Source organism: Shewanella sp. Actino-trap-3, assembly GCF_002836275.1.
Taxonomy (GTDB): Bacteria; Pseudomonadota; Gammaproteobacteria; order Enterobacterales; family Shewanellaceae; genus Shewanella; species Shewanella psychromarinicola.
The window spans coordinates 3,169,348-3,189,971 of sequence record NZ_PJCE01000001.1 but is presented as its reverse complement, the minus strand read 5'-3'; the positions used below and the strand labels follow the sequence as shown (position 1 = coordinate 3,189,971).

Annotated in this window: 18 protein-coding genes; 8 read left to right on the top strand and 10 right to left on the bottom strand. The window is 42.7% G+C overall.

The genetic code is table 11. From position 1 onward, the window contains the following. The first annotated feature begins 30 nt into the window (after positions 1–30). From CXF80_RS13640 to CXF80_RS13630, 3 genes are all read left to right on the top strand, one after another. The gene (locus tag CXF80_RS13640; RefSeq protein WP_101033374.1) at positions 31–270 is read left to right on the top strand and encodes a YdcH family protein; all 240 of its coding nucleotides are present in this window, start codon (positions 31–33) and stop codon (positions 268–270) included. Positions 271–1,300: 1,030 nt separating this feature from the next. Beyond that, positions 1,301–1,924 (top strand): hypothetical protein, encoded by a 624-nt coding sequence (locus CXF80_RS13635; RefSeq protein WP_101033373.1) that lies wholly within the window; start codon positions 1,301–1,303, stop codon positions 1,922–1,924. A gap of 122 nt (positions 1,925–2,046) precedes the next feature. Next, positions 2,047–3,279, top strand: a complete 1,233-nt coding sequence (locus CXF80_RS13630; RefSeq protein ID WP_198554765.1) for a DUF4238 domain-containing protein — start codon at positions 2,047–2,049, stop codon at positions 3,277–3,279. 476 nt (positions 3,280–3,755) lie between these two features. Here the strand turns inward: CXF80_RS13630 and CXF80_RS13625 are convergent, their stop codons facing one another. The 5 genes from CXF80_RS13625 to hutI form a co-directional block, all read right to left on the bottom strand. After that, the gene (locus CXF80_RS13625; RefSeq protein ID WP_101033372.1) at positions 3,756–4,253 is read right to left on the bottom strand and encodes a GNAT family N-acetyltransferase; all 498 of its coding nucleotides are present in this window, start codon (positions 4,251–4,253) and stop codon (positions 3,756–3,758) included. Continuing rightward, positions 4,247–4,522 carry a type II toxin-antitoxin system TacA family antitoxin gene (locus tag CXF80_RS13620; RefSeq protein WP_101033371.1) on the bottom strand — a complete coding sequence of 92 codons (276 nt, stop codon included), beginning with the start codon at positions 4,520–4,522 and terminating at the stop codon, positions 4,247–4,249. The genes CXF80_RS13625 and CXF80_RS13620 overlap by 7 nt, the downstream gene beginning before the upstream one ends. A gap of 152 nt (positions 4,523–4,674) precedes the next feature. Beyond that, positions 4,675–6,336: an amidohydrolase gene (locus CXF80_RS13615; protein WP_101033370.1), complete on the bottom strand. Its 1,662-nt coding sequence runs from the start codon at positions 6,334–6,336 to the stop codon at positions 4,675–4,677. Between the two features lie 227 nt (positions 6,337–6,563). Next, positions 6,564–7,340: a haloacid dehalogenase type II gene (locus CXF80_RS13610; protein ID WP_443019090.1), complete on the bottom strand. Its 777-nt coding sequence runs from the start codon at positions 7,338–7,340 to the stop codon at positions 6,564–6,566. A gap of 311 nt (positions 7,341–7,651) precedes the next feature. Then, positions 7,652–8,884 carry an imidazolonepropionase gene (gene hutI / locus CXF80_RS13605; RefSeq protein ID WP_101033368.1) on the bottom strand — a complete coding sequence of 411 codons (1,233 nt, stop codon included), beginning with the start codon at positions 8,882–8,884 and terminating at the stop codon, positions 7,652–7,654. A 133-nt stretch (positions 8,885–9,017) separates the two neighbouring features. Between hutI and hutC the strand changes: the two genes are divergently transcribed. From hutC to CXF80_RS13580, 5 genes are all read left to right on the top strand, one after another. Further along, positions 9,018–9,722: a histidine utilization repressor gene (gene hutC, locus CXF80_RS13600; RefSeq protein ID WP_101033367.1), complete on the top strand. Its 705-nt coding sequence runs from the start codon at positions 9,018–9,020 to the stop codon at positions 9,720–9,722. Between the two features lie 109 nt (positions 9,723–9,831). Next, positions 9,832–11,502 carry a urocanate hydratase gene (hutU, locus tag CXF80_RS13595; protein ID WP_101033366.1) on the top strand — a complete coding sequence of 557 codons (1,671 nt, stop codon included), beginning with the start codon at positions 9,832–9,834 and terminating at the stop codon, positions 11,500–11,502. Between the two features lie 3 nt (positions 11,503–11,505). Then, positions 11,506–13,044: a histidine ammonia-lyase gene (gene hutH, locus CXF80_RS13590; protein ID WP_101033365.1), complete on the top strand. Its 1,539-nt coding sequence runs from the start codon at positions 11,506–11,508 to the stop codon at positions 13,042–13,044. Between the two features lie 347 nt (positions 13,045–13,391). Then, positions 13,392–14,660, top strand: coding sequence for a mechanosensitive ion channel family protein (locus tag CXF80_RS13585; protein ID WP_101033364.1), 1,269 nt, complete (start codon positions 13,392–13,394; stop codon positions 14,658–14,660). Between the two features lie 27 nt (positions 14,661–14,687). Continuing rightward, the gene (locus tag CXF80_RS13580; RefSeq protein ID WP_101033363.1) at positions 14,688–16,148 is read left to right on the top strand and encodes an alpha/beta fold hydrolase; all 1,461 of its coding nucleotides are present in this window, start codon (positions 14,688–14,690) and stop codon (positions 16,146–16,148) included. A gap of 63 nt (positions 16,149–16,211) precedes the next feature. On the opposite strand, the gene CXF80_RS13575 is transcribed toward CXF80_RS13580, so the two are convergent. From CXF80_RS13575 to CXF80_RS13555, 5 genes are all read right to left on the bottom strand, one after another. After that, positions 16,212–16,781, bottom strand: coding sequence for a lysophospholipid acyltransferase family protein (locus tag CXF80_RS13575; RefSeq protein WP_101033362.1), 570 nt, complete (start codon positions 16,779–16,781; stop codon positions 16,212–16,214). Between the two features lie 387 nt (positions 16,782–17,168). Then, on the bottom strand, positions 17,169–17,636 hold the full coding sequence (locus CXF80_RS13570; protein ID WP_101033361.1) for a DUF2489 domain-containing protein: 468 nt from the start codon (positions 17,634–17,636) through the stop codon (positions 17,169–17,171). 95 nt (positions 17,637–17,731) lie between these two features. Then, complete coding sequence (gene yihI / locus CXF80_RS13565; protein WP_101033360.1) at positions 17,732–18,280, bottom strand: Der GTPase-activating protein YihI; 549 nt, start codon at positions 18,278–18,280, stop codon at positions 17,732–17,734. 55 nt (positions 18,281–18,335) lie between these two features. Beyond that, positions 18,336–18,998, bottom strand: coding sequence for a methyltransferase domain-containing protein (locus CXF80_RS13560; RefSeq protein ID WP_101033359.1), 663 nt, complete (start codon positions 18,996–18,998; stop codon positions 18,336–18,338). An 838-nt stretch (positions 18,999–19,836) separates the two neighbouring features. Further along, positions 19,837–20,460 (bottom strand): c-type cytochrome, encoded by a 624-nt coding sequence (locus CXF80_RS13555; RefSeq protein ID WP_101033358.1) that lies wholly within the window; start codon positions 20,458–20,460, stop codon positions 19,837–19,839. Positions 20,461–20,624: the final 164 nt, after the last annotated feature.

Genomic DNA, 20,624 nt, shown 5'->3' with positions numbered 1-20,624 from the left:
ACTAGACATTGACATGAAAAGGAGAGAGGTATGTTAGGTGAAAGCCATGCGCTATTAGTTGATTTTCCTGAGTATCAAAATAAGATTTTATTGTTAACCGCGAGTGATACTGAGTTTGTAGAAGATGCGAAGCAGTATCATAAATTAGATACTGAAATTCGTAAGCTGGAGTTACGAAACTCTCCAACAAGCGATGACTTTATGCATCAAGCCAAGCTTGACCGAACAGTACTCAAAGACAAGCTTTACCAGCAGATTTCTCAAGCTTAATTCGTTTATTCAGCATTTTTTCTGGCTATGTCACCACTTAGGTTGTGATGACATGGTCTATTTTTGCTGCTATCTCAGCAATATTCTTATTCTTATTTTTATGGCCTGCGGCCACTAAGGTCGTGGCGCTTCGCCCACACCAGACCAAGAGGAAACCAACGGCTGTTCCCTCTTGGAACTCCCAGCCGCCCCGCAACATTTTCAAAAAGCGAAAAGGTCGCCATGGGGATTTATCCAGCTTTTGACTTCTTTTGTAGGTTGCCTCGGCCTTATTCGAAAATGCTAACGCTTCCGATGGGAATCTGATGTGAATGGATTCACGAATGTCGTGGTGGCATGGATGCCAATGAACGACCCTTCCCCTCGAAAGCTAGCTGGCCGTCCTTGGCCAGCTCACGCTATTTTCTTCAACGTCCTCAAGGTAATTGAATCCTGTAGGTTTAAGTGTGATCACGCATTCTGTTGGCCTTAAACTCATAAGAAACTGAGTGGCTTGTATTGTGGCTTAATGACACTTAAGTTGTAGTGCTCGATCACTTATGGGGATCGCTCGAGATTAATCACCATGCAACCTCGGTTTGCTTTTGGATTTTGCGAATAATTTATAGCTTTACATCAAAGATATAGCAAATGTAGGATGATATTAATCAATAACTTAAGCGGCCAACTTTATTTCGTGAGCCGTTCAATAAGCTGTTGAACTAAGCCGCTGCGCGGAGCCAACAAAAGTTCCAATTGAGTATATAATCCTCATTGAAACAGTTAAGCTTAAAGATGTAAGATAAAAAAATACGATGAAAAGGAATTTCAATGAAAAACTTACCTACTACTCGATGTCAATTGATCCCAAACTGCTCTGTAGCCCATAGCCAGCATCAAAAAAAGCAAATTCCTATAGCATAAAGCGTACCAATTAACCTGGACTCGGCATCGGCCAAGTCCAACAAGCGATTTGTGCCATGCAAACAGCGCAACGCATAAATACTAAAACGTTATGCCCTCGTAGAAGTTGTCGTTATGGAGCAAGAACATGAGAATACCTGATTACCTTTCTGAGGTCGAACATGCTGCACTCAGTCTCATCGACGCAATATGGAGTGAGCAACTCAAACTTCAGAAGATTGAAGAAGAGATAGAAAAATTACAGCCAGTAGTTGAAGAGAATTATAGTAGAGCTGTTGATATTCAACAGTTTGCCGAAGATCCAGATGACGTAATGATGGGTGTTGGTATGTATTGGAATAATTACTTTGGAGAAGATAAGCAACTTTACCATACAGACCAGAACCGACAGGAGTTAGCGAATAAAGTGGCGTCTCACGCCTTTTCTATTGCCTCGCTTTCTGCATCTCTTTTACAACATGCAAAACAAGGCATATCGTTAGCTCATGGTGGTTTGGCAAACTGTCCCAGTGGACGAATTATCGGATCTCAAAGCCTTAAAAACATTGTATGGGAGGCGAGGAACCAGTCATTGCATTGGGAAGAGGCTAACTTTCGACAAGGTGTTAATAAGTGCTTTAATGCCCTAGATACTGAAGTGGATCAAAAATACTCTCAATACTTAAACCGTAATATGGCTTTTGATATCGTTGATCTACTAGGCTGGAAATCATATGGTAATTTTAGCCGTGACTTACTTTCATTGGCGTAGTGTATGGCATAACAAGGCGTTGACATCGGACGCTAAAACATTGCGCAATTTTTGCAAAAAGACCGCAAAAAGTCGCTCAATTTCATCGCTGTTTAACGCGGCGTTAGGTTCTAGGAGAGTTCGTGGTTTATAGTCGATTAATAAAGTTGTTTCCACACATTAGAGCAGACCAAGCTAAAAACTTGTCGATAATATGGGAAAAAGTTGTAACTTTAATATTTGAAGAAGTACAAAGAATATCTTCTCCAGAAATGACTGAACTGCATATTGATCTCAAAGAAGAAGTGATATTAGAGCATGCTAAATTACGGACTCATATCGTTAGCAAAGTAGTTGAGGCTAATACAGAGCAAATTGATCCTAATGAAATTAACCATGTTGAAGAAGAACATAGGTGCTTTGGTGTCGATGGCCACAGTAAAATTTTGAATACAGGAAAAATAATTGCTGAAAATATTTGGTTACGAAAATATCATGAACGATGGAAGCTAAAAACACGATCAGCTTTAGTTAAAGAGAATAAACCTAAGAAAACAAAATTTATAATTAAAGAGGTTAATGATAATCACTTTATACCCAAGTCTTTTATACGTAAATATTGGTCTAAAAAAGGAAATATACGAAGAAATACGATAACTGGTACAACAATAACGTCTAAAAATATTCCTTTTAGTCAATGGGGGTTTGTTAAGAATTTATATAGTGACAGGTTAGAAGCATACTTTGGCTTAATTGAAGGTGATGCATCAATACCAATTCAAAAAGTACTTAACGTTGAACCTTTGAATTATCCTCAGAAAAAAGCATTAATTGGTTTTATCGTTATCCAGAGATTTCGGAATCCAGCATTTATCAAAAGTTACACCAAATCTTTAAGTCCAAAAGTTATCGAACATTATGGAGTAGATAAGGCTAACGATCCGTCCCATCAAAGGGAAATTTATGAGAGTCTTTATAATAACAATGACGCTTATGCTAAAGTTGCTCAACCACTAAATCAGAATCAATGGGTTCTAATTAGATCTCCAAATAATAAGATCTTGTTGCCGGATATATGCAATATTTTCTCAAATGTAAGCAATGGGGTATTTATTGTTGTGCCTCTAACATATAAAGATTGCTTGTTTATTTTACCTGACAAATCTGACAAATCTGATAAATATTCTTCCCCCAGATATGTCACGGCTACTCATGAATTAGAAGAAATGCTATTAAGTTTTATTCTGCATCATTGTGGTTCTGAATTTTTATCTGTATTAAATACTGAAATTAGTATTAACAGCATAGAGTCAATTGATAAAGAAAAATTGGTCAGCTTAGTACAAAGTTTGTCACATCGAGATTCTAAGCTATAAATGAACCTAACAAGTTAATAAACAATAATAAAATACGATTGACGATCTCGCTTCGCTCGTATTTTAGCCAACCAAATTTTGCCTGTTATTAAGGCGTTAACGACTATCATCACCTGTTTTCCTAATGACAATAAGCATTAGCTCTAAAGCGTTTTACCCAAAAATGCGTTAGACCGTATTCCACTTATTTTGCCAGATCTGTTGTGGGTCTACTGTAAAGTAATCATCTTCGATTAGAATAAAGTCGCCTTTTTTACTTGGTTCTAATGAACTCAATATCTGTTCTTGATGGCCTGAGCGGGAGATGTTTTCTTCGACAATATCAATGAATTGGAAACATGAACAGGTTTAATTGTTTTACTTTCAAATGAAAGCTAAAAGGCATTTAAATGGGAAAACTGTGAGTTCCACTTAGCTCCAGATTTTAGCAAACTGTTAATTGGACTCTGATGAGTTTGCTAAAGGCTTGTGGTTAACTAGTTTAAGCTTGCTCTTACATCTGCAATGGTGATGAACAGTTTGTTTTCTGCGTCTTGAAAGGCCTGAAATCCATAGCGTTCGTAGAAGTATTTTGCGCCATCTTTTGAGTCAACAATGACCACAGGGAATGCCACGCTATCACTCGCTGCTAACAGTTTTCGTAGTGCATCAATAAGCAACCATTCACCAAAGCCTTGTCCTTTGTAGCGCTCATCAATTGCTAAGCGGGCTATAAGGCCGCCAGAGGTGGATGACTGATACTTGTTGTGTAGCTTATTCGGCAAAGCCTTCAAGTCAATCGTCGTCATTGTTAATGTATAAAAGCCGATGATATGCGAGTTATCGTTATCATCTTCTAAAACGAAAGTTCTGCTGTTGTCTTTCTTGGCTTGCTGACTCGCCATGACTTTCAGGTAGTTATTAAGCACTTCAATACCACAGTTAAATCGGTTTCTATCGTGTTTAGCTTTATCAAGCAGTACCGTATTCATGATTGGGTTTTGCTTTCGTAACGTTCAGCAGCCTCGTTGAGTTTTGAGTTTGGTGTTGCAGGACTGTCTAGCGCTTCCATAAGCAAGATTGCATCTGTTTGATTAAGTTTTAGCGTTTGTTCACGTTCTATCACTTGTTTGGCTTTTTCGATTGCCGCACTCAGAACAAATGAGTTAATGCTCGACATGCCAGCGATCGCTGCTGCCTTAGCCAGTAAATCTTGGGTGTCGACATCAACTCTAGCGGTGATGCGAGGTAAAGTCGTCATAATATAACCTCCAGTTGTGCCAAAATGTCACATGAGTATTGTGAACTTAAATTGTTCAAAAATCAATCTAGGTGTCACTTTGGCACACGGGCTAATAAGGTGTTCAAGACCCATTCCACTTATCTTGCTTACCAATAAGCTTTGCTCAACATTGTTTACTCTTTTGCAAACACTTTGCGTCCATCAACCCAGGTGGCGATGACTTTGTTTTGCCAAATTTTTTGTGGGTTTATTGCAAAGTAATCATCTTCGACCAAAATAAAGTCTGCTTTTTTGCCGGGTTCTAATGTGCCTAAGAGCTTCTCTTGATGGCCTGCGTAGGCGGCGTCGATGGTGAAGCTTTTGAATGCTTCAATGCGTGAGAGTTTTTCAGTGGCGAGCCAGCCGCCCAGTGGTTTGTTTATATGATCTTGGCGGGTGACGGAGGCATGCAAACCGAAAAATGGATTGGGAGATTCGATGGGGAAGTCGGAACCATTGGCGATGACGGCGTTGGCGTTTAACAGTTTGCGCCACGCATAAGCTCCGGCTAGGCGAGCTTTGCCTAAGCGGTTTTCAGCCATGTTCTTATCGCTGGTGGCATGAGTTGCTTGAATAGAGGCAATTACCCCAAGTTTAGAAAAACGCGGTATATCGGCTAAATCGAGAACTTGTGCGTGTTCAATGCGGTGACGCAGTGCTTTTGAGTCTGTTGCTGCAATGGCGGTTTGGTATTTATCGAGTACCACTTGGTTGGCGTTGTCGCCAATGGCGTGGGTGTTGACCTGAAATCCGGCTTTCATCGACTGTAAAATAAGTTTACCTAATTGCTCGTCTGAATAAAGCAGTAGACCGTTATGGCCTGGCTGATCTGAGTATTCTTTGATTAACGCAGCGCCGCGGCTGCCAAGCGCGCCATCGGCAGATATTTTTACGCTATCGACTTTAAACATGTCGTCAGCCGTGGTGATAAAACCTTGTTTAAATATGCTATCAAAGCGGGGGTCTTCTACCGACAACATGCCATTGACGCGCAAGCTCATGGCCTTTTTTGCGGCTAATTGCTGATAGGCGTTGATGTTGTTAATGCTGATCCCAGCGTCGTGAACGCTGGTGAGTCCATATGACGCCAAACTGTCCATCGCTAGGATTAAAGTCGATTCAAGTTGTTGCGGGTTAAGCTCAGGGATGACGTTAAACACTAAGCTCATCGCATTATCGATAAGCACACCAGTAGGATTACCTTGCTCGTCTTTAACAATTTCACCGCCTTCTGGTGCCACTGTGGTTGACGAAATGCCCGCGAGTGCTAACGCCTTGCTGTTAACCCAAATAGCATGACCATCGACTCTGCCAAATGACACTGGATTAGCGCTAAAGGCCTTATCTAGGCTTTCTTTATTCGGAAACTGCTTACTATCCCATAATTCTTGGTTCCAGCCGCGGCCCATTAACCAGCCATCGGTTGGATTTTTGCTGTTGAATGCTTGTGCGCGTGCAACGGCATCTTGCTCGCTACTGGTATTGGTTAAATCGGCGGTTAATAAACTCAATCCGTAACCCAGCACATGACCGTGGGCATCGATTAAGCCTGGGAGTAAGGTTTTACCTTGGCCATCAATTGAGGTGATATCTGTCGCTGTCGGTAAGGTTTGGTTTAAGGTAAATAGTCGATCAATTTTATCATCGGTAAATTGAATCGCATTAAAGGTCTGTAATTTTCCATTAACCAGTGTGTAGCCATTAACGTGATGCACCAAGGTTGTCTGTGCCATGCTGCTGGCGCTTAACCCTGCAAAACCTAATGCAACCGATAGCGCTAAATACCCTTTTTTCATCTTATTATCCCTTTTCATGCGACCATTTATTCAGCACTTATTAAATGTTAAATAATAGTTAATGGCAAGAGCTGTCACTAAGCAAGAATAGGATTTAAGCTGATTTTGATGCGCAGCGTTAATGCTGTTGGAGATAGATGCTGGTTTTATCAATCGCCCAGCAAAATGCTGGGCGATGTTTTTTTCGACTTTTATTTAGACTGAGACTTATATTTAGACCGAAATATTTAGTTAAATTTAGCCAATATGCTGGCGAGTTCAATAACATCCAGTACCTTGTAGTCTGGTTGTGCGGCTAGCGGGAACAACACTTTACCTTGGCGACGAATAAAGGCGGTTTGTAAGCCGGCTTTATCTGCACCGGCAATATCCCAGCCGTGTGCAGCAACCATTAACGCTTCATCTGCATTAACGCCTAAATCTTTAATGGCCCATTGGTAAGTTTTTAAATACGGCTTAAATACCCCAACAGATTCTATGCTTAAGTTGGCATCAAAATACTGGCTTAAATGAGCGTTTTTAAGCTGTAAGGTTACGCCTTCTAATGATGAGTTAGTTAAGGTCACTAGTTTGTAGCCTTGGGCCTTCAATTTAGCTAAACCTTCGGCTACATCTGGGTGAGCGGGTAATGAGCGAAGTGGCGTTAGAATGGCGGTTTTAGCTTGTTCTGGTGTGATGGCAATGCCGTTGATTTCGGCGACCATTTGCAGTGACGCAACGCCAATACTGCCAAACGTTTGGTAATCACCTGTCGCTGAAACAACCAAAGAATTGTGCAGCATGGTTGAGAACCATAATGGCAGTAAATCTTCACGGCCATTAAGTGCTTTACCCACAGAGGCGCGCATATTTTCAAGATCTAACAAGGTTTCATTAACATCAAAAATAATCACTTTAGGCTTAACTAATGAGGGTTGCACCGTAGTATTTGCTGGATCTTTAGCAAACGCGCTACTGGTATTAAGCATAAAAAAAGCAGTCGCAAGCGATAATAAAATACGGATTTTCATAAAACCTCTGGCAATGTGATGTTGGTTAAAAAGAATTTATCGAGTATTCATCTCACTGTTGTTGTCAGTGATACTGACGTTAACAAGTTGAACGATTGTTCATTAATATAGTCAGCCTAAATGAAACTGACCTTAAAATCACGGTTTTATTGTCACGTTTACTAATAATATTCGTTCCGTATTTCGAGATGACGCCAATAACAAGGTCACGAGTGATAACGTATTAGCACTCGTGACGATAAAATAACAAAGTGTTTTGGCTTTAGTGGCGGGTGAGTTTAATGATACAAATTGAGTACTATGACTTAATTGGGTAAGGCAACCACTTGACCCTTTTTCACTACGGTTTTACAAGGGGTAACTCCATAAGCATAAGCTAGTTGTGCTGGGGTGGTAATGTCCCATAAACAAAAATCAGCTTGCATACCTATGGCAAGGTGACCGACTTTTGCTTCGAGGCCTAAGGCTTTAGCGGCATTAATGGTTACGCCTTGTAAGGCTTCTTCAGGGGTAAGTTTGAATAGCGTGCAGGCCATATTAAGCATTAATAAAGTTGAGCAAATAGGCGATGACCCAGGATTAAAATCGCTGGCAATCACCATTGGCACCTTGTATTGACGCAATAAATCAATTGGCGGTAATTGGGTTTCGCGTAAAAAGTAAAATGCCCCAGGTAACAAGGTTGCGCAGGTACCGCTTTCGCTAATGGCTTTAACACCCGCTTCGTCTAAAAACTCAATATGATCAACCGACTTAGCCCCTAGTTTAGCGGCTAACGCACTGCCGCCCATATTGGATAATTGCTCGGCATGCAGTTTAAACTGTAATCCTGCTTGTTTGGCTGCGATTAATATCCGCTCCGTTTGCTCAAGGTCAAAGGCGATGTTTTCACAAAATACATCCACAGCATCAGCAAGGTTTTCGGCAATCACCGCGGGGAGCATGTCATTAATCACTAAGTCGACATACTCGTTGGCACGGTCTTTATATTCAGGTGGAATGGCATGAGCGCCTAAAAACGTGGTGCAAACATCAATGTGGTGATGTTCGCCGAGTTCTCGTGCTACGCGGAGTAACTTAAGCTCGGTTTCGGTGTTTAAGCCGTAGCCGGATTTAATTTCAACCGTGGTGACCCCTTCTCTGGCTAAGGCGTTTAAGCGTTGTCGACCCAGTTCAAACAGTTCGACATCGTCTGCATCGCGACATGCGTTAACGGTCGAGATAATACCGCCGCCAGCACGGGCGATATCTTGATAAGTTGCGCCTTGTAAACGTTGTTCAAACTCATCGGCGCGATTTCCGGCAAACACTAAGTGAGTGTGTGCATCGATAAGCCCGGGCGTTATCCAGCCTCCTTTACCTCGGTAAACCGGCGTTGCCAGTACATCAAATTCAGGTAGCTCACTGCGCGGACCAACCCAGGCTATTTTGCTATCTTTTACTGCGATAGCTGCTTGAGTTATCGCCCCGTAAGCCCGTTGAACACTCGGGTCCATGGTTGCAATATTGACATCAATCCACACCTGATCCCACGACATAAAAACCTCTGAAAATGAGTTATTAACCAATCGCTAAACAATACTTGTTTTAACTTGTATATACAAGGTAGGATGACTGATGTGTTTTTAAACAGCAATGACATAATTGTCTACAAAACCGAGATCTGCTGACATGGCCCAAGCAAAGTTTGCCCAAATAAAACAATTTATTTTGTCGCGTATTGAGACAGGCGAATGGCAAGAGAACGATCGCGTGCCGTCTGAAAACCAATTGGCCGAGATATTTTTTTGCAGCCGCATGACCGCAAGACGTGCCTTGACTGAGCTGGTGGAGTCAGGTGTGTTAGAGCGCACCCAAGGCATAGGCACTTTTGTGGCAGGATTTAAATCGCAATCGTCATTACTGACTATTCGTAATATTGCCGACGAGATAAAAGACCGCGGTCATGGATACAGTGTCAAACAGCTCGAATTGAAACAAATCGATGCTACGACCGCTGTGGCTAATGCCCTAGGGCTAGAGGTTGGCAGTCCAGTATTTTACTCGGTGTTAGTGCATTGCGAACAAGGCTTGCCACTGCAAGTTGAAGAGCGCTTTGTTAACCCACAGCTTGTGCCTGATTACCTGCAACAAGACTTTATTATACATACTCCCCATGAATATTTATCGGCCGTGGCGCCACTGACAGAAGCTCGGCATACCGTTGAAGCCATTATGGCTAACGAGCTGTTACAGCAACGTTTGGCTATTGCGGCGACTGAACCTTGTTTACAAATTTTACGTCGTACCTGGTCACGCCAAGGTGTGGTCAGTTTTGCACGCTTAGTGCATCCGGGCAGTAAGTTTAAATTAACCTCAGCTTTGGTTAAGAGATGATACGAATAAGTATCACTTTAAACCTTAGCTGACAGTCATAACAATAAGACATAAACCAACAAGACTAATAAAAAAACCAAACCTAAGATAGTCGGTTGAAGAGGATAATATGGATAAACGACATGACCCAAGCCGGCGCATAATTGCGCCGCACGGTACTCAATTACAGTGTAAAAGCTGGTTAACCGAAGCGGCAATGCGGATGTTAATGAATAACCTCCACCCAGATGTTGCCGAGCGCCCAGAAGACTTAGTGGTGTACGGTGGTATTGGTCGCGCCGCGCGCGATTGGCAAAGTTATGACAAAATTATTGAGGTGCTAAAGCGTCTTGAAGATGATGAAACCTTGTTGGTGCAATCGGGTAAACCCGTTGGGGTGTTTACCACCCACACTAATGCGCCGCGAGTGATTATTGCTAACTCAAACCTAGTACCACATTGGGCTAATTGGGAGCATTTTAACGAACTGGATAAAAAAGGCTTGGCGATGTACGGCCAAATGACGGCGGGTTCGTGGATTTATATTGGTTCGCAAGGCATTGTTCAAGGCACTTACGAAACCTTTGTGGCTATGGCTAAACAGCACTTTAATGGTTCATCAGCCGGTAAGTGGATTTTAACCGGTGGCTTAGGTGGCATGGGCGGCGCACAACCATTGGCAGGCACCATGGCGGGTTATTCAGTCTTAACCTGTGAAGTGGATGAAACGCGTATCGACTTTCGCTTACGCACCGGTTATGTCGACAAAAAAGCCACTTCATTAAACCAAGCCTTAGCGATGATTGATGAAGCCAATCAAAGCGGCAAGCCTGTTTCGGTAGGCTTACTCGGCAATGCCGCAGATGTGTTTACTGAGTTAGTGACTCGGGGTATTACCCCCGATGTGGTCACCGACCAAACCTCGGCTCACGATCCCTTAAACGGCTATTTACCTCAAGGCTGGACCTTAGAATACGCAGCTAAAATGCGTAAAACCGACGAAGCTGCAGTGGTGAAAGCCGCTAAACAGTCAATGGCGGTTCAAGTTAGAGCCATGTTGGCATTGCAAGCGGCAGGGTCGGCAACCACGGATTATGGCAATAATATTCGTCAAATGGCCTTTGAAGAAGGCGTGGCGAATGCGTTTGATTTCCCTGGGTTTGTGCCAGCCTATGTGCGGCCGTTATTTTGTGAAGGCATAGGCCCATTCCGTTGGGTCGCCTTGTCGGGCGATCCTGAAGATATCTACAAAACAGATGCCAAAGTCAAACAGCTGATCCCTGATAATCCGCAGTTACATAATTGGTTAGATATGGCGCGTGAGCGTATTGCGTTTCAAGGTTTGCCTGCTCGTATTTGCTGGGTCGGCTTAAAAGATCGCGCTCGTTTGGCGTTAGCCTTTAATGAAATGGTCAAAAACGGTGAGTTAGCGGCACCCATTGTGATTGGTCGTGATCATTTAGATTCTGGCTCAGTTGCCAGTCCAAATCGTGAAACTGAAGCCATGTTAGATGGTTCAGATGCGGTGTCAGATTGGCCATTAATGAACGCTTTACTCAATACGGCCAGTGGTGCTACTTGGGTATCACTGCATCATGGTGGCGGCGTTGGCATGGGCTTTAGTCAACATTCTGGGGTGGTGATCGTGGCCGATGGCACTGATGAGGCTGCCGTGAGATTAGGCCGAGTATTGTGGAACGACCCCGCTACTGGGGTAATGCGTCATGCAGACGCTGGCTATGAGATTGCAAAAAATTGTGCCAAAGAGCAAGGCTTAGACCTGCCGATGTTAGGAGCGTAACCCATGTCGACTTATTCATTTGAACTTACACCAGGGACGTTAACCTTGGCACAAACCCGCGATATCAGTCGTAAGAGTGTCAAGCTGACCCTTGCGAAAGAAGCCATTAAAGACATTAATCAAAGTGCCGAAATCGTCCAACAAGTGTTGCGCGAAGGCCGCACTGTTTACGGTATCAATACTGGCTTTGGTTTATTGGCTAATACTAAAATTGTCCCAGAAGATCTGCAATTACTGCAACGCTCTATTGTATTATCCCATGCCGCGGGTATTGGTAAATACATGCAAGATGCCACTGTGCGCTTAATGATGGTGTTAAAAATTAACTCATTAAGCCGCGGCTTTTCGGGTATTCGTTTAGAGGTGATTGAGTTTCTCATTCAGCTAGTGAATGCCGGTGTGTATCCGTGTGTACCAGAAAAAGGTTCAGTCGGTGCCTCGGGTGATTTAGCGCCATTAGCGCATATGTGTTTGCCGTTATTAGGCGAAGGCGAAATGAGTTATCAAGGGCAGATTATTTCAGCAGCACAAGGCCTTAAAATCGCTGGGCTTGAGCCATTGGAATTGGCGGCGAAAGAAGGCTTAGCGTTACTCAACGGTACCCAAGCATCGACCGCACTTGCACTTGAAGGCTTGTTTAATGCCGAAGATTTATTTGCCGCCAGCTCGGTGATTGGCGCTATGAGCGTTGAAGCCGCGATGGGCAGTCGTAGTCCGTTTGATGTGCGTATTCATGCTGCCCGGGGGCAAAAAGGTCAAATTGATTCGGCAGCCATTTTCCGTCATTTGCTCACTAACGAATCGGAAATTAGCCTAAGTCACAGCAATTGCGAAAAAGTGCAAGATCCTTACTCACTGCGCTGTCAGCCGCAGGTGTTAGGCGCGTGTTTAACCCAAATCCGCCAAGCGGCAGAAGTGTTGGGTGCTGAAGCCAACGGGGTTACCGACAACCCCTTGGTATTCCAAGATACGGGCGATATTCTTTCGGGTGGTAATTTCCATGCTGAACCCGTGGCGATGGCGGCTGATAATCTTGCGATTGCGATTGCTGAAATGGGGTCAATTTCGGAGCGCCGAATGGCGTTATTGATTGATTCTAGCCTGTCTAAGTTACCGCCATTTTTAGTGGATAACGGTGGTGTCAACTCAGGTTTTATGATTGCTCAAGTAACCGCAGCGGCGTTAGCTTCTGAAAACAAAACCTACGCTCACCCGGCATCGGTAGACAGTTTGCCCACTTCGGCTAACCAAGAAGATCATGTGTCGATGGCCACGTTTGCTGCACGGCGCTTACGTTACATGAGCGAAAATACCCGTGGCGTGTTGGCGATTGAGCTGTTAGCTGCCGCACAAGGCTTAGACTTCAGAGCGCCGTTGCAACCGAGCGCGGCCGTCGCAATGGCCAAAGCTGAACTGCGTGAAATCGTGACGTTTTATGATAAAGACCGTTATTTTTCACCCGATATCGACAATTCGGTTAACTTGTTGTGTCGCGCGAGCTTCAACAGGCTGTTACCACAAGGTATGTTACCGAGCTTTTAGTTGGGCTAAGTAACATATTATTAGCATGCTATATTGATGATAAATTGGATAAAAGGACTGCAAGGTCCTTTTTTATTGTCTTTTGTTTTCCATGGGGAAAAAGATCATTTTTTCTAATCTTGTATGGGGATACTCAGATAAGTCAAAAATTTAAAATAATAGTGAAAAGAGTGGCTTGCATTTATATTCGGTATCTTGGCTGATAGTGTTGATGTTTCATTAACGTTCTACATCAACACAGGGCATAATGAGTATAGTGATAAGCCTACGAGAGCTTCATTGTTTTTATGCGGGCTAATTTAAGTCTGTTGATTGAGTAAAGATAAAAGATTGCTAAGGATTTGTTTGTGAATATAGATGTTCGAGTTGAAATCGCGGCTTGGTTAACCCAGTTAGGTATTAGTAGCCAACCATCGGATGGCGTCGCCACCTTGATATTGATTTTTGCCTGTTTGATTGTGGCAGGTTTAAGTTATTTCATTACTCACCGATTTGTGGTTCACGGTGTGAATGCTGTGATCCGTCGTTCCTCGGTGACTTGGGACGATATTTTCATGCGTTTTAAGGTGTTTGAGCGTCTCGCTATTTTGGTGCCCATTTTAATCCTCGATTTATTGATCCCCATAGTGTTAACTGAACTCGAGTTGATCAGTGCGTTTATTGACCGTTTACTTAGCGCTTTGTTAGTGTTTTTTATTATTCGAGCTGTGTATGGCGGATTAAATGCCATCGATGAAATTGCCGATGTTAATCATGTTAATCGCCGTTTACCGGTAAAAAGTTTTGTTCAACTGACTAAGTTATTCTTGTTTTTCATTGGGTTAATTGTTGTGTTTGCGGTGCTAGCCGACCGGTCGCCTGTTTATTTCTTTAGTGGTTTAGGGGTTGCAACCGGTCTTGTTATGCTGGTATTTCGTGACACCATTTTAGGCTTTGTTGCTGGGATTCAACTTGCCGCTAATCGCATGGTGAGTAAAGGCGATTGGATCCAAATGGATAAATACGCTGCAGATGGCGCAGTTGAAGACGTGACATTGACGACAGTCAAAGTACGCAATTGGGACAATACTATCACCATGATCCCAGCCTATGCATTGGTCTCTGATGCATTTAAGAACTGGCGCGGCATGTCTGAGTCTGGCGGTCGACGGATTAAGCGTTCAATCAATATTGATGTTAATAGTATTCAATTTTTAACGGATGAAGAGCGTTTACGCTTGGGCAAGGTGAATTACTTAAAAGAATACTTGCCACAAATCTTTAGTGAAATTAGTGTCGCTAATGCCAATGTGAGTGATATCGAGATGAAGGTGAACGGCCGTCATTTAACCAATATCGGAACATTCAGAGCGTACTTACAAGAGTATTTACATCGTCATGAAAAAGTACATAAAGACATGACATTGATGGTTAGGCAGCTAGCCCCAACGACTGAAGGCCTGCCGATAGAGTTGTATATTTTTACCAATGATATTCGTTGGACCTATTATGAAGCCATTCAAGCGGATATTTTTGACCACATTTTTGCCGTGTTACCAGAGTTTGGTTTGCGCGCGTTTCAAATTCCGACAGGAACCGATATTCGCAGCATAAAGCAATGCACCGAACAAGAGTGATAAGCTGCCAGAAAGCGGACTTCTGCGGTGGTTAAATCACCTTTATTACTCTTGCTATTAATGGTGTCGTTCTTGTGGGCGATACCCGTGCCAGCCAGTTGGTTTAATGACATCAGTAAGCAAGTTGGTGCAATCGGTAACCAAAAACCATTGATGGTTGAACCGTTAACCGCGGCAGAATTAGCCGATTACCCTGCGGGCTATCAATTTGAACGCGTGATAGTACCCAGCCACCAAGCGCCGCTGTTTGTGCTGCAAGCTGGGCTTGAGCATAGTGACACGGTTGTGCTTATTCATGGTTTAGGCGATTTAGCCTCTAAAGACTGGTTAACGGTTATTCCTGCATTGGCAAAGCAGTACCATGTTGTTGCTATTGATTTACCCGGTTTTGGCTTATCAAAAGGTGCTGTATTTACTTACTCGCCAAAAGAATATGCCAAGGTTATCGATTGGGTTGTAAGCCGTTACCGCCATCCAGATGCTCAGGTGCATTTAGTGGGCCACTCGATGGGGGCGGCGATCAGTTTATACTATGCTAGCCAATATCCTGGCAACGTTGAACAACTTGTGTTGGTCGATGCTGCTGGTATTTTGGACCGTACAGCCTATCTAAAGCAAATTTCTAAGAGGAACATGGCCAATAGCGAATTACCACAAGGTTTTCGCCGACTATTGGCGCGGGTTGATAATTTTGCTGACAAAATACTAGAGAAAACAGGGACAGGGTTTGATCCCACTCAGTTGCTGAGTCGCAACGAGTCTATTCGTAATATGACCATTGGCGAGCAAACGAATACCAATGCGGCATTAGCATTAATGGAACAAAACTTCTCTGTGCTTAATTACCAACAGATGCCCGCTACGCAGCTCATTTGGGGAGCGGATGATCAGGTTGCACCATTGCGAACCGCTCAAGCACTACTGCATATATTACCTAGGGCACAACTACGGGTTATTGACGGTGCCGGACATGTCCCGATGAAGTCTCATCAACGCATTTTTAATCAGATGCTGCTAACCAGCCTTGCGTCGACGCCTTTAGCTCGCGAACAAGGCTCTGAAAATCAAAGTAAGCGCATTGGCAAATGCTATCAAGATAGCCAACAATATTTTTCGGGGCACTATGACCAGCTAATGATTGATGACTGTAAGTTGGTGTTTGTAGATAATGCTGATGTAAACGAGCTCACTATCAGCGACTCGATTGTGACAATTAAGTCTAGCCGCATAGGTGTACCGTTAAACAAAATGATGATAACGCGCAGTACTATTAGCGCCACAGATGCTCATTTTTTGGGTGGAATTAATAGTACTCAAAGTCGGTTTGATTTAGCCGGGGTAACATTTTGGGGTAGTTCTCCTGTGTTTATATCACAAGCGTCGACGCGGTTGGTGCTATCTTTAGTGCGGATCCATACACCAACACATATTACCCGTTTAGGTGGCAGCTACGTGTTAGCTTCTGAGAGTTTAGAAAGTGTCTTGTAGCGCACCGCAGCGTGTTATTTTTCTTTATTCTTAGCACTCACAGATGATTATATTGAATTGTAGTTATTTTTTAACGTCACTGCTTTGTTGATAATTGGGGATCTTTTTGGGATGACATCCTTTGATTGAACGATAGAAATCCATTAACTGATTTATTTCTCGTTCAATATCTCCTGTCGGTCTTAAGGGCTTGGCGATCACAATCGCTTTGCGGCCGAAATCTAATCCGATTGGCACAATATCAACATCCGCTTTGGCTGCAATATGGTAAAAGCCACTTTTCCAACGGGTTACTGGGCTGCGTGTACCTTCTGGTGCTAAGGCCAGTTTATAAAGTGGATCTTGTTGGAATAACAGTACCACGCCATCGACTAAGCTATTATATTTACGTCTATCAACGGGGCTACCACCCATGGCGCGAAATAACCATCCCCAAGGCGGAATAAAGAGCTGATGCTTACCCAAAAAGTGTATTTTAGTTCCTAAGGCGCTGCGGGCGATAATGCCAATAATGAAATCCCAATTACTGGTATGCGGGCCAACAATGATGACGCAGGGTTTGGTTTTATCAAGTTGACCATCTAATTTCCAACCAAGTATTTTGAGTAACCCAGAGCAAAGTGAACTAAACATAATGTGATCCCAATTATTGAGCTTTATTAAGCTTCTTGTTGTTACTGTGCATTATCTAAGGGGTTGATATTAATCGGACAATAAACACATCTAATATAGGTTTGTTATACCTTGTGATGTGCCCCGTTAGCTTATGTGATCTCAGCATAACCTATCATCGTGCTAATTCGACGCTTAAGCTCAACCGAGGATAGTAGATAGGATGAATCGATAAGTGTCTGAATATGTTCTGTATTTTACTTCAAACTTGCTGTTTGCTTTGCTAACAAGGCAAATGTACACGTCAATAGCTTGGGCGATGGTGAGTGCGACGCCGTTAGAGGGTCAATAGCGCTGCAATAACGGTTTATCATCCCGGGTTGAGGTGATCTAATCGGTTGAAAAGTGCTAGTGAGTGGTCGGTTTATCAAACTTAGCAATGGATTTGGCTTCTTCTAGGATGCCTTGTTCTAATTCTGCTTCTGATTTCATCCGCTCAAAATCAAACTTCATTCGTTGTTGTTTAGGTAAGGCTTGACGCGCTTCCATGATGGGATGGTTTCTAATGAGGTCATAATGGATAAATAGGTTAGGGAAGTCAGGCGCAACTTGTTCTGACAGTGATAAGACATCAAATAATTTGCCTATGCGCACAACGCCTTCAGACAGTTCACAGCGATCTTCTAACATCGCCGCTGCTATGTAGCGAATATCAGTAAGTATTTGTTGTCTACGCTCGTCAGCTTTGGCCTTACGCTCTGATGATGCCTGCTGATTAGCTTGTGTTTGACGTTTAAGCGTTAACAGTAAGTGTGTTGCGTAGGCTGCAAGGGCAACAATAATGAGCAAAGCAATAACGATGGCGGTTGTTGACACAATTTATCCTTTTCTGAATACAAAACTGGCGCAAGATGCGCCAGTTTTTTTATATCAAACCAAGAAATAGCTTGGTATTACTGTCATCAAGCAGATTAATCTTTGTGTTGATAATCTTTGAGCAGATCAGCACCTGATTCAAAACGATTTAATAATTCATCGTCGCTCAGTTGCTTTTTAGGGCTGGCCGTTGGCGTATCATCACCTTCAGTAAGGCCTAAACTTAACATCAGTTGCTCAATCTTGTCTAATTGATTGTTCAACCACTTTTGATCCGTGTCAGATAAATCGCGACCTTCTTCAAGTTGGTCAAGCAATTGATTTAGTCTTGGGTCTTCTTCAAGTTTCAATAACTGTTGCTCATCGTTCAGTTTAGGCTGTTTAGGCTTAACCACTAACGGCTTGGTAATTGATGTCGGTAATGTTAATGCTACCGGCTTTTTACTGCCATGGCGTGCATCTTTACTCTTAACTGTTGCGCTATCTGATGCTTGTTTAAGTAAAGTTTCATTATGACGGCTGCCTGATTTACGGCCTGTTTCAGATTTTTTACCATCCACCACATTGCGATCGACTTTTTTCTCTCTTGGGGCAAACTTAGCGCTGTTTTCGCCGACTTTGCGAGTTTTTTTGCTGCGAGCCATAATGTTCTCGTTAGGTTTTCTAAACACGTTCTTGCAGAGCAATTTCTGCAAGACACTAAATAAGGATGCGCTTTATATCAGATTTTGATGATTTTTGCATCAAAACTAGAGCTTTCGATGCAAATAATAGCTCAAAATCACTATTTAATGCTAAATATTCGAATGTCGAGTGCTGATAAAAGCTTACATGAGTTGGATTGTTTTTGTAATGCCATTTAGCAAAGTGGTCTTTATCGGTCAATAAAGGCGTACTTATTGCTAACCAGCCACCGGGTTTAATTAATTGACTAAGCAACATCCATTCTCGATGAGGGTGACGAAAGTGCTCAAATACTCGATAACAGCATACAAAATCATAGCGCTGTTTCAGTACCGACTGATCAGCAGCAAAAAACGGGTCGTACTGATTAACAAGATGACCGGCGTCTGCGATGGATTGCTTACTTTGTTCATCAAGTAAGCGGCCAAAATTCAGGCCCGTTAATGCACCTGTCTGTTTCTGAGATATTTGCTCAAGCAGTGGCAGAATAAATTGCGATAATGGTTTCTGTTTCGATGACGTTTGTGCACGACCGTAACGCTGACGTTCAAGATCAGGCATTAGATGTGATTTTGGGTTAGCAAAGACTAAACCACACCGTTCGCAGCTGTAGAAAGCTCTTTTTTTGTCCTGAACAAAAAAATGAGCACCATGATTACAAAGCGGGCATACGTTCATCAAATACAGCAGTGCCTAAGTATTGACTTAATAAACGATTATATAGCGAATGGGGCTAATTAAAAGTAAGTATTTTAAATCAAGTCAATATTGAGGTTATTTTGGGCATAAAAAAAGGTGGCAGTATAACTGCCACCTCGTAAAAGAGTGCCTAACGCACTTTATTCTAATTCCAAGTATCCTTACTTGCTATGTGACTATCCCGGTCAGATCTTTATTTCTTCTGCTTTCCATGCCGTTTCTAGTTGTTATTGGTCATCCATAACACTTTTATATTCTGTTGCCGTCCTGACTACAGCTTCCGTAGATGGTCTTCAATGACGCATCATTATCCTAATTGTCTTCAATGACAAGAGTTAACCATCCTTGTTACTTTGTACCTTCGAGCGATAAAGCCTCCAGTGGATGCATCCTCAGCAATAAGCTTTGTATGCCATTATTTGAATCCTTCAAATAATGCTCTGGGTTATCAGTCACTCTGTTGTGTAAGGCAGTGCTAAATAGCATGTCGACCAATCGGTCTATTCCTTACAAATTTTACGACCTGTATTTCAAAATGAAATATCGACTCATGTTGTTATTATTAGTGAGCGGTCTTAAATTATTATTATTATAAATTAACTTTATTCTTATATCTTAAATGTATCAGTCCGAAACCTGCTTGATGTTATTAGTTTTATGTTACAAACAGATGGGTTCATCTCGGTACGGGGTGTATTTAACGCTAAAAGTGTGAACACTGTCAAGTAATAATCGATGAAGTTTACGTCAACGTCAACTTTAGGGGGTAAAAAATGAGCTCGAAAGCCCATTTTTTATTAGCTAATATTCAGTAGTATTAATGCTTAATACTTGAAATATATTTAGATAATGCTTCGATATCAGCATCAGACAGCTTTTTCGCGACATCTTGCATCATGCCATTTAAATCGTTATGACGGATCCCATCACGGAATTGTGTTAGCTGAATGCTGATATAGTTAGCATGCTGACCACCCACCACAGGGAAACCTGCAGCAGCGGCGCCTTGGCCTTCAGGTCCATGACAAGCAACACAGGCGGTAATACCGCGGGCGGCATCACCACCTTTATACAGTTTCTCGCCTGCAGTAGGTACATCGGCAACATCGGCAACAACTTGTACTTGGCTAGCAAAGAATGCTGAAATGTCAGCAATGTCTTCATCACTGAGTCCCATTGCAAAACCGATCATAATGGGGTTCATACGACCCTCTGCGCCACCTGTTTTGGCCGCTAATCGAAACTCTGTTAATTGTTTTTCAAGATAGGCAGGGTGTTGGCCTGCTAATTTAGGATACATATCAATCATGCTATTGCCGTCAGCACCGTGACAGGCAGAACATACGATTGCTTTAGTTTTGCCTACTTCAGCATTACCTTCAGCCATAACTGGTGATGACATAGCGGCGACTACAGACAGCGCAAGAGCTAACTTTTTCATGGCGTTCCAACTTCTAGTTAATTTATTGTCCTGAGCTTACTAGGAAGACCCGCAAGCGTGGTAAAATGATTTTCCAAGTGCTTTTTATGCAGTTTATTTTGTTCGGTTAGAGCAAAATCATTTATGACTACATCACACACATCAGCATTGCTTGGGTATATAAT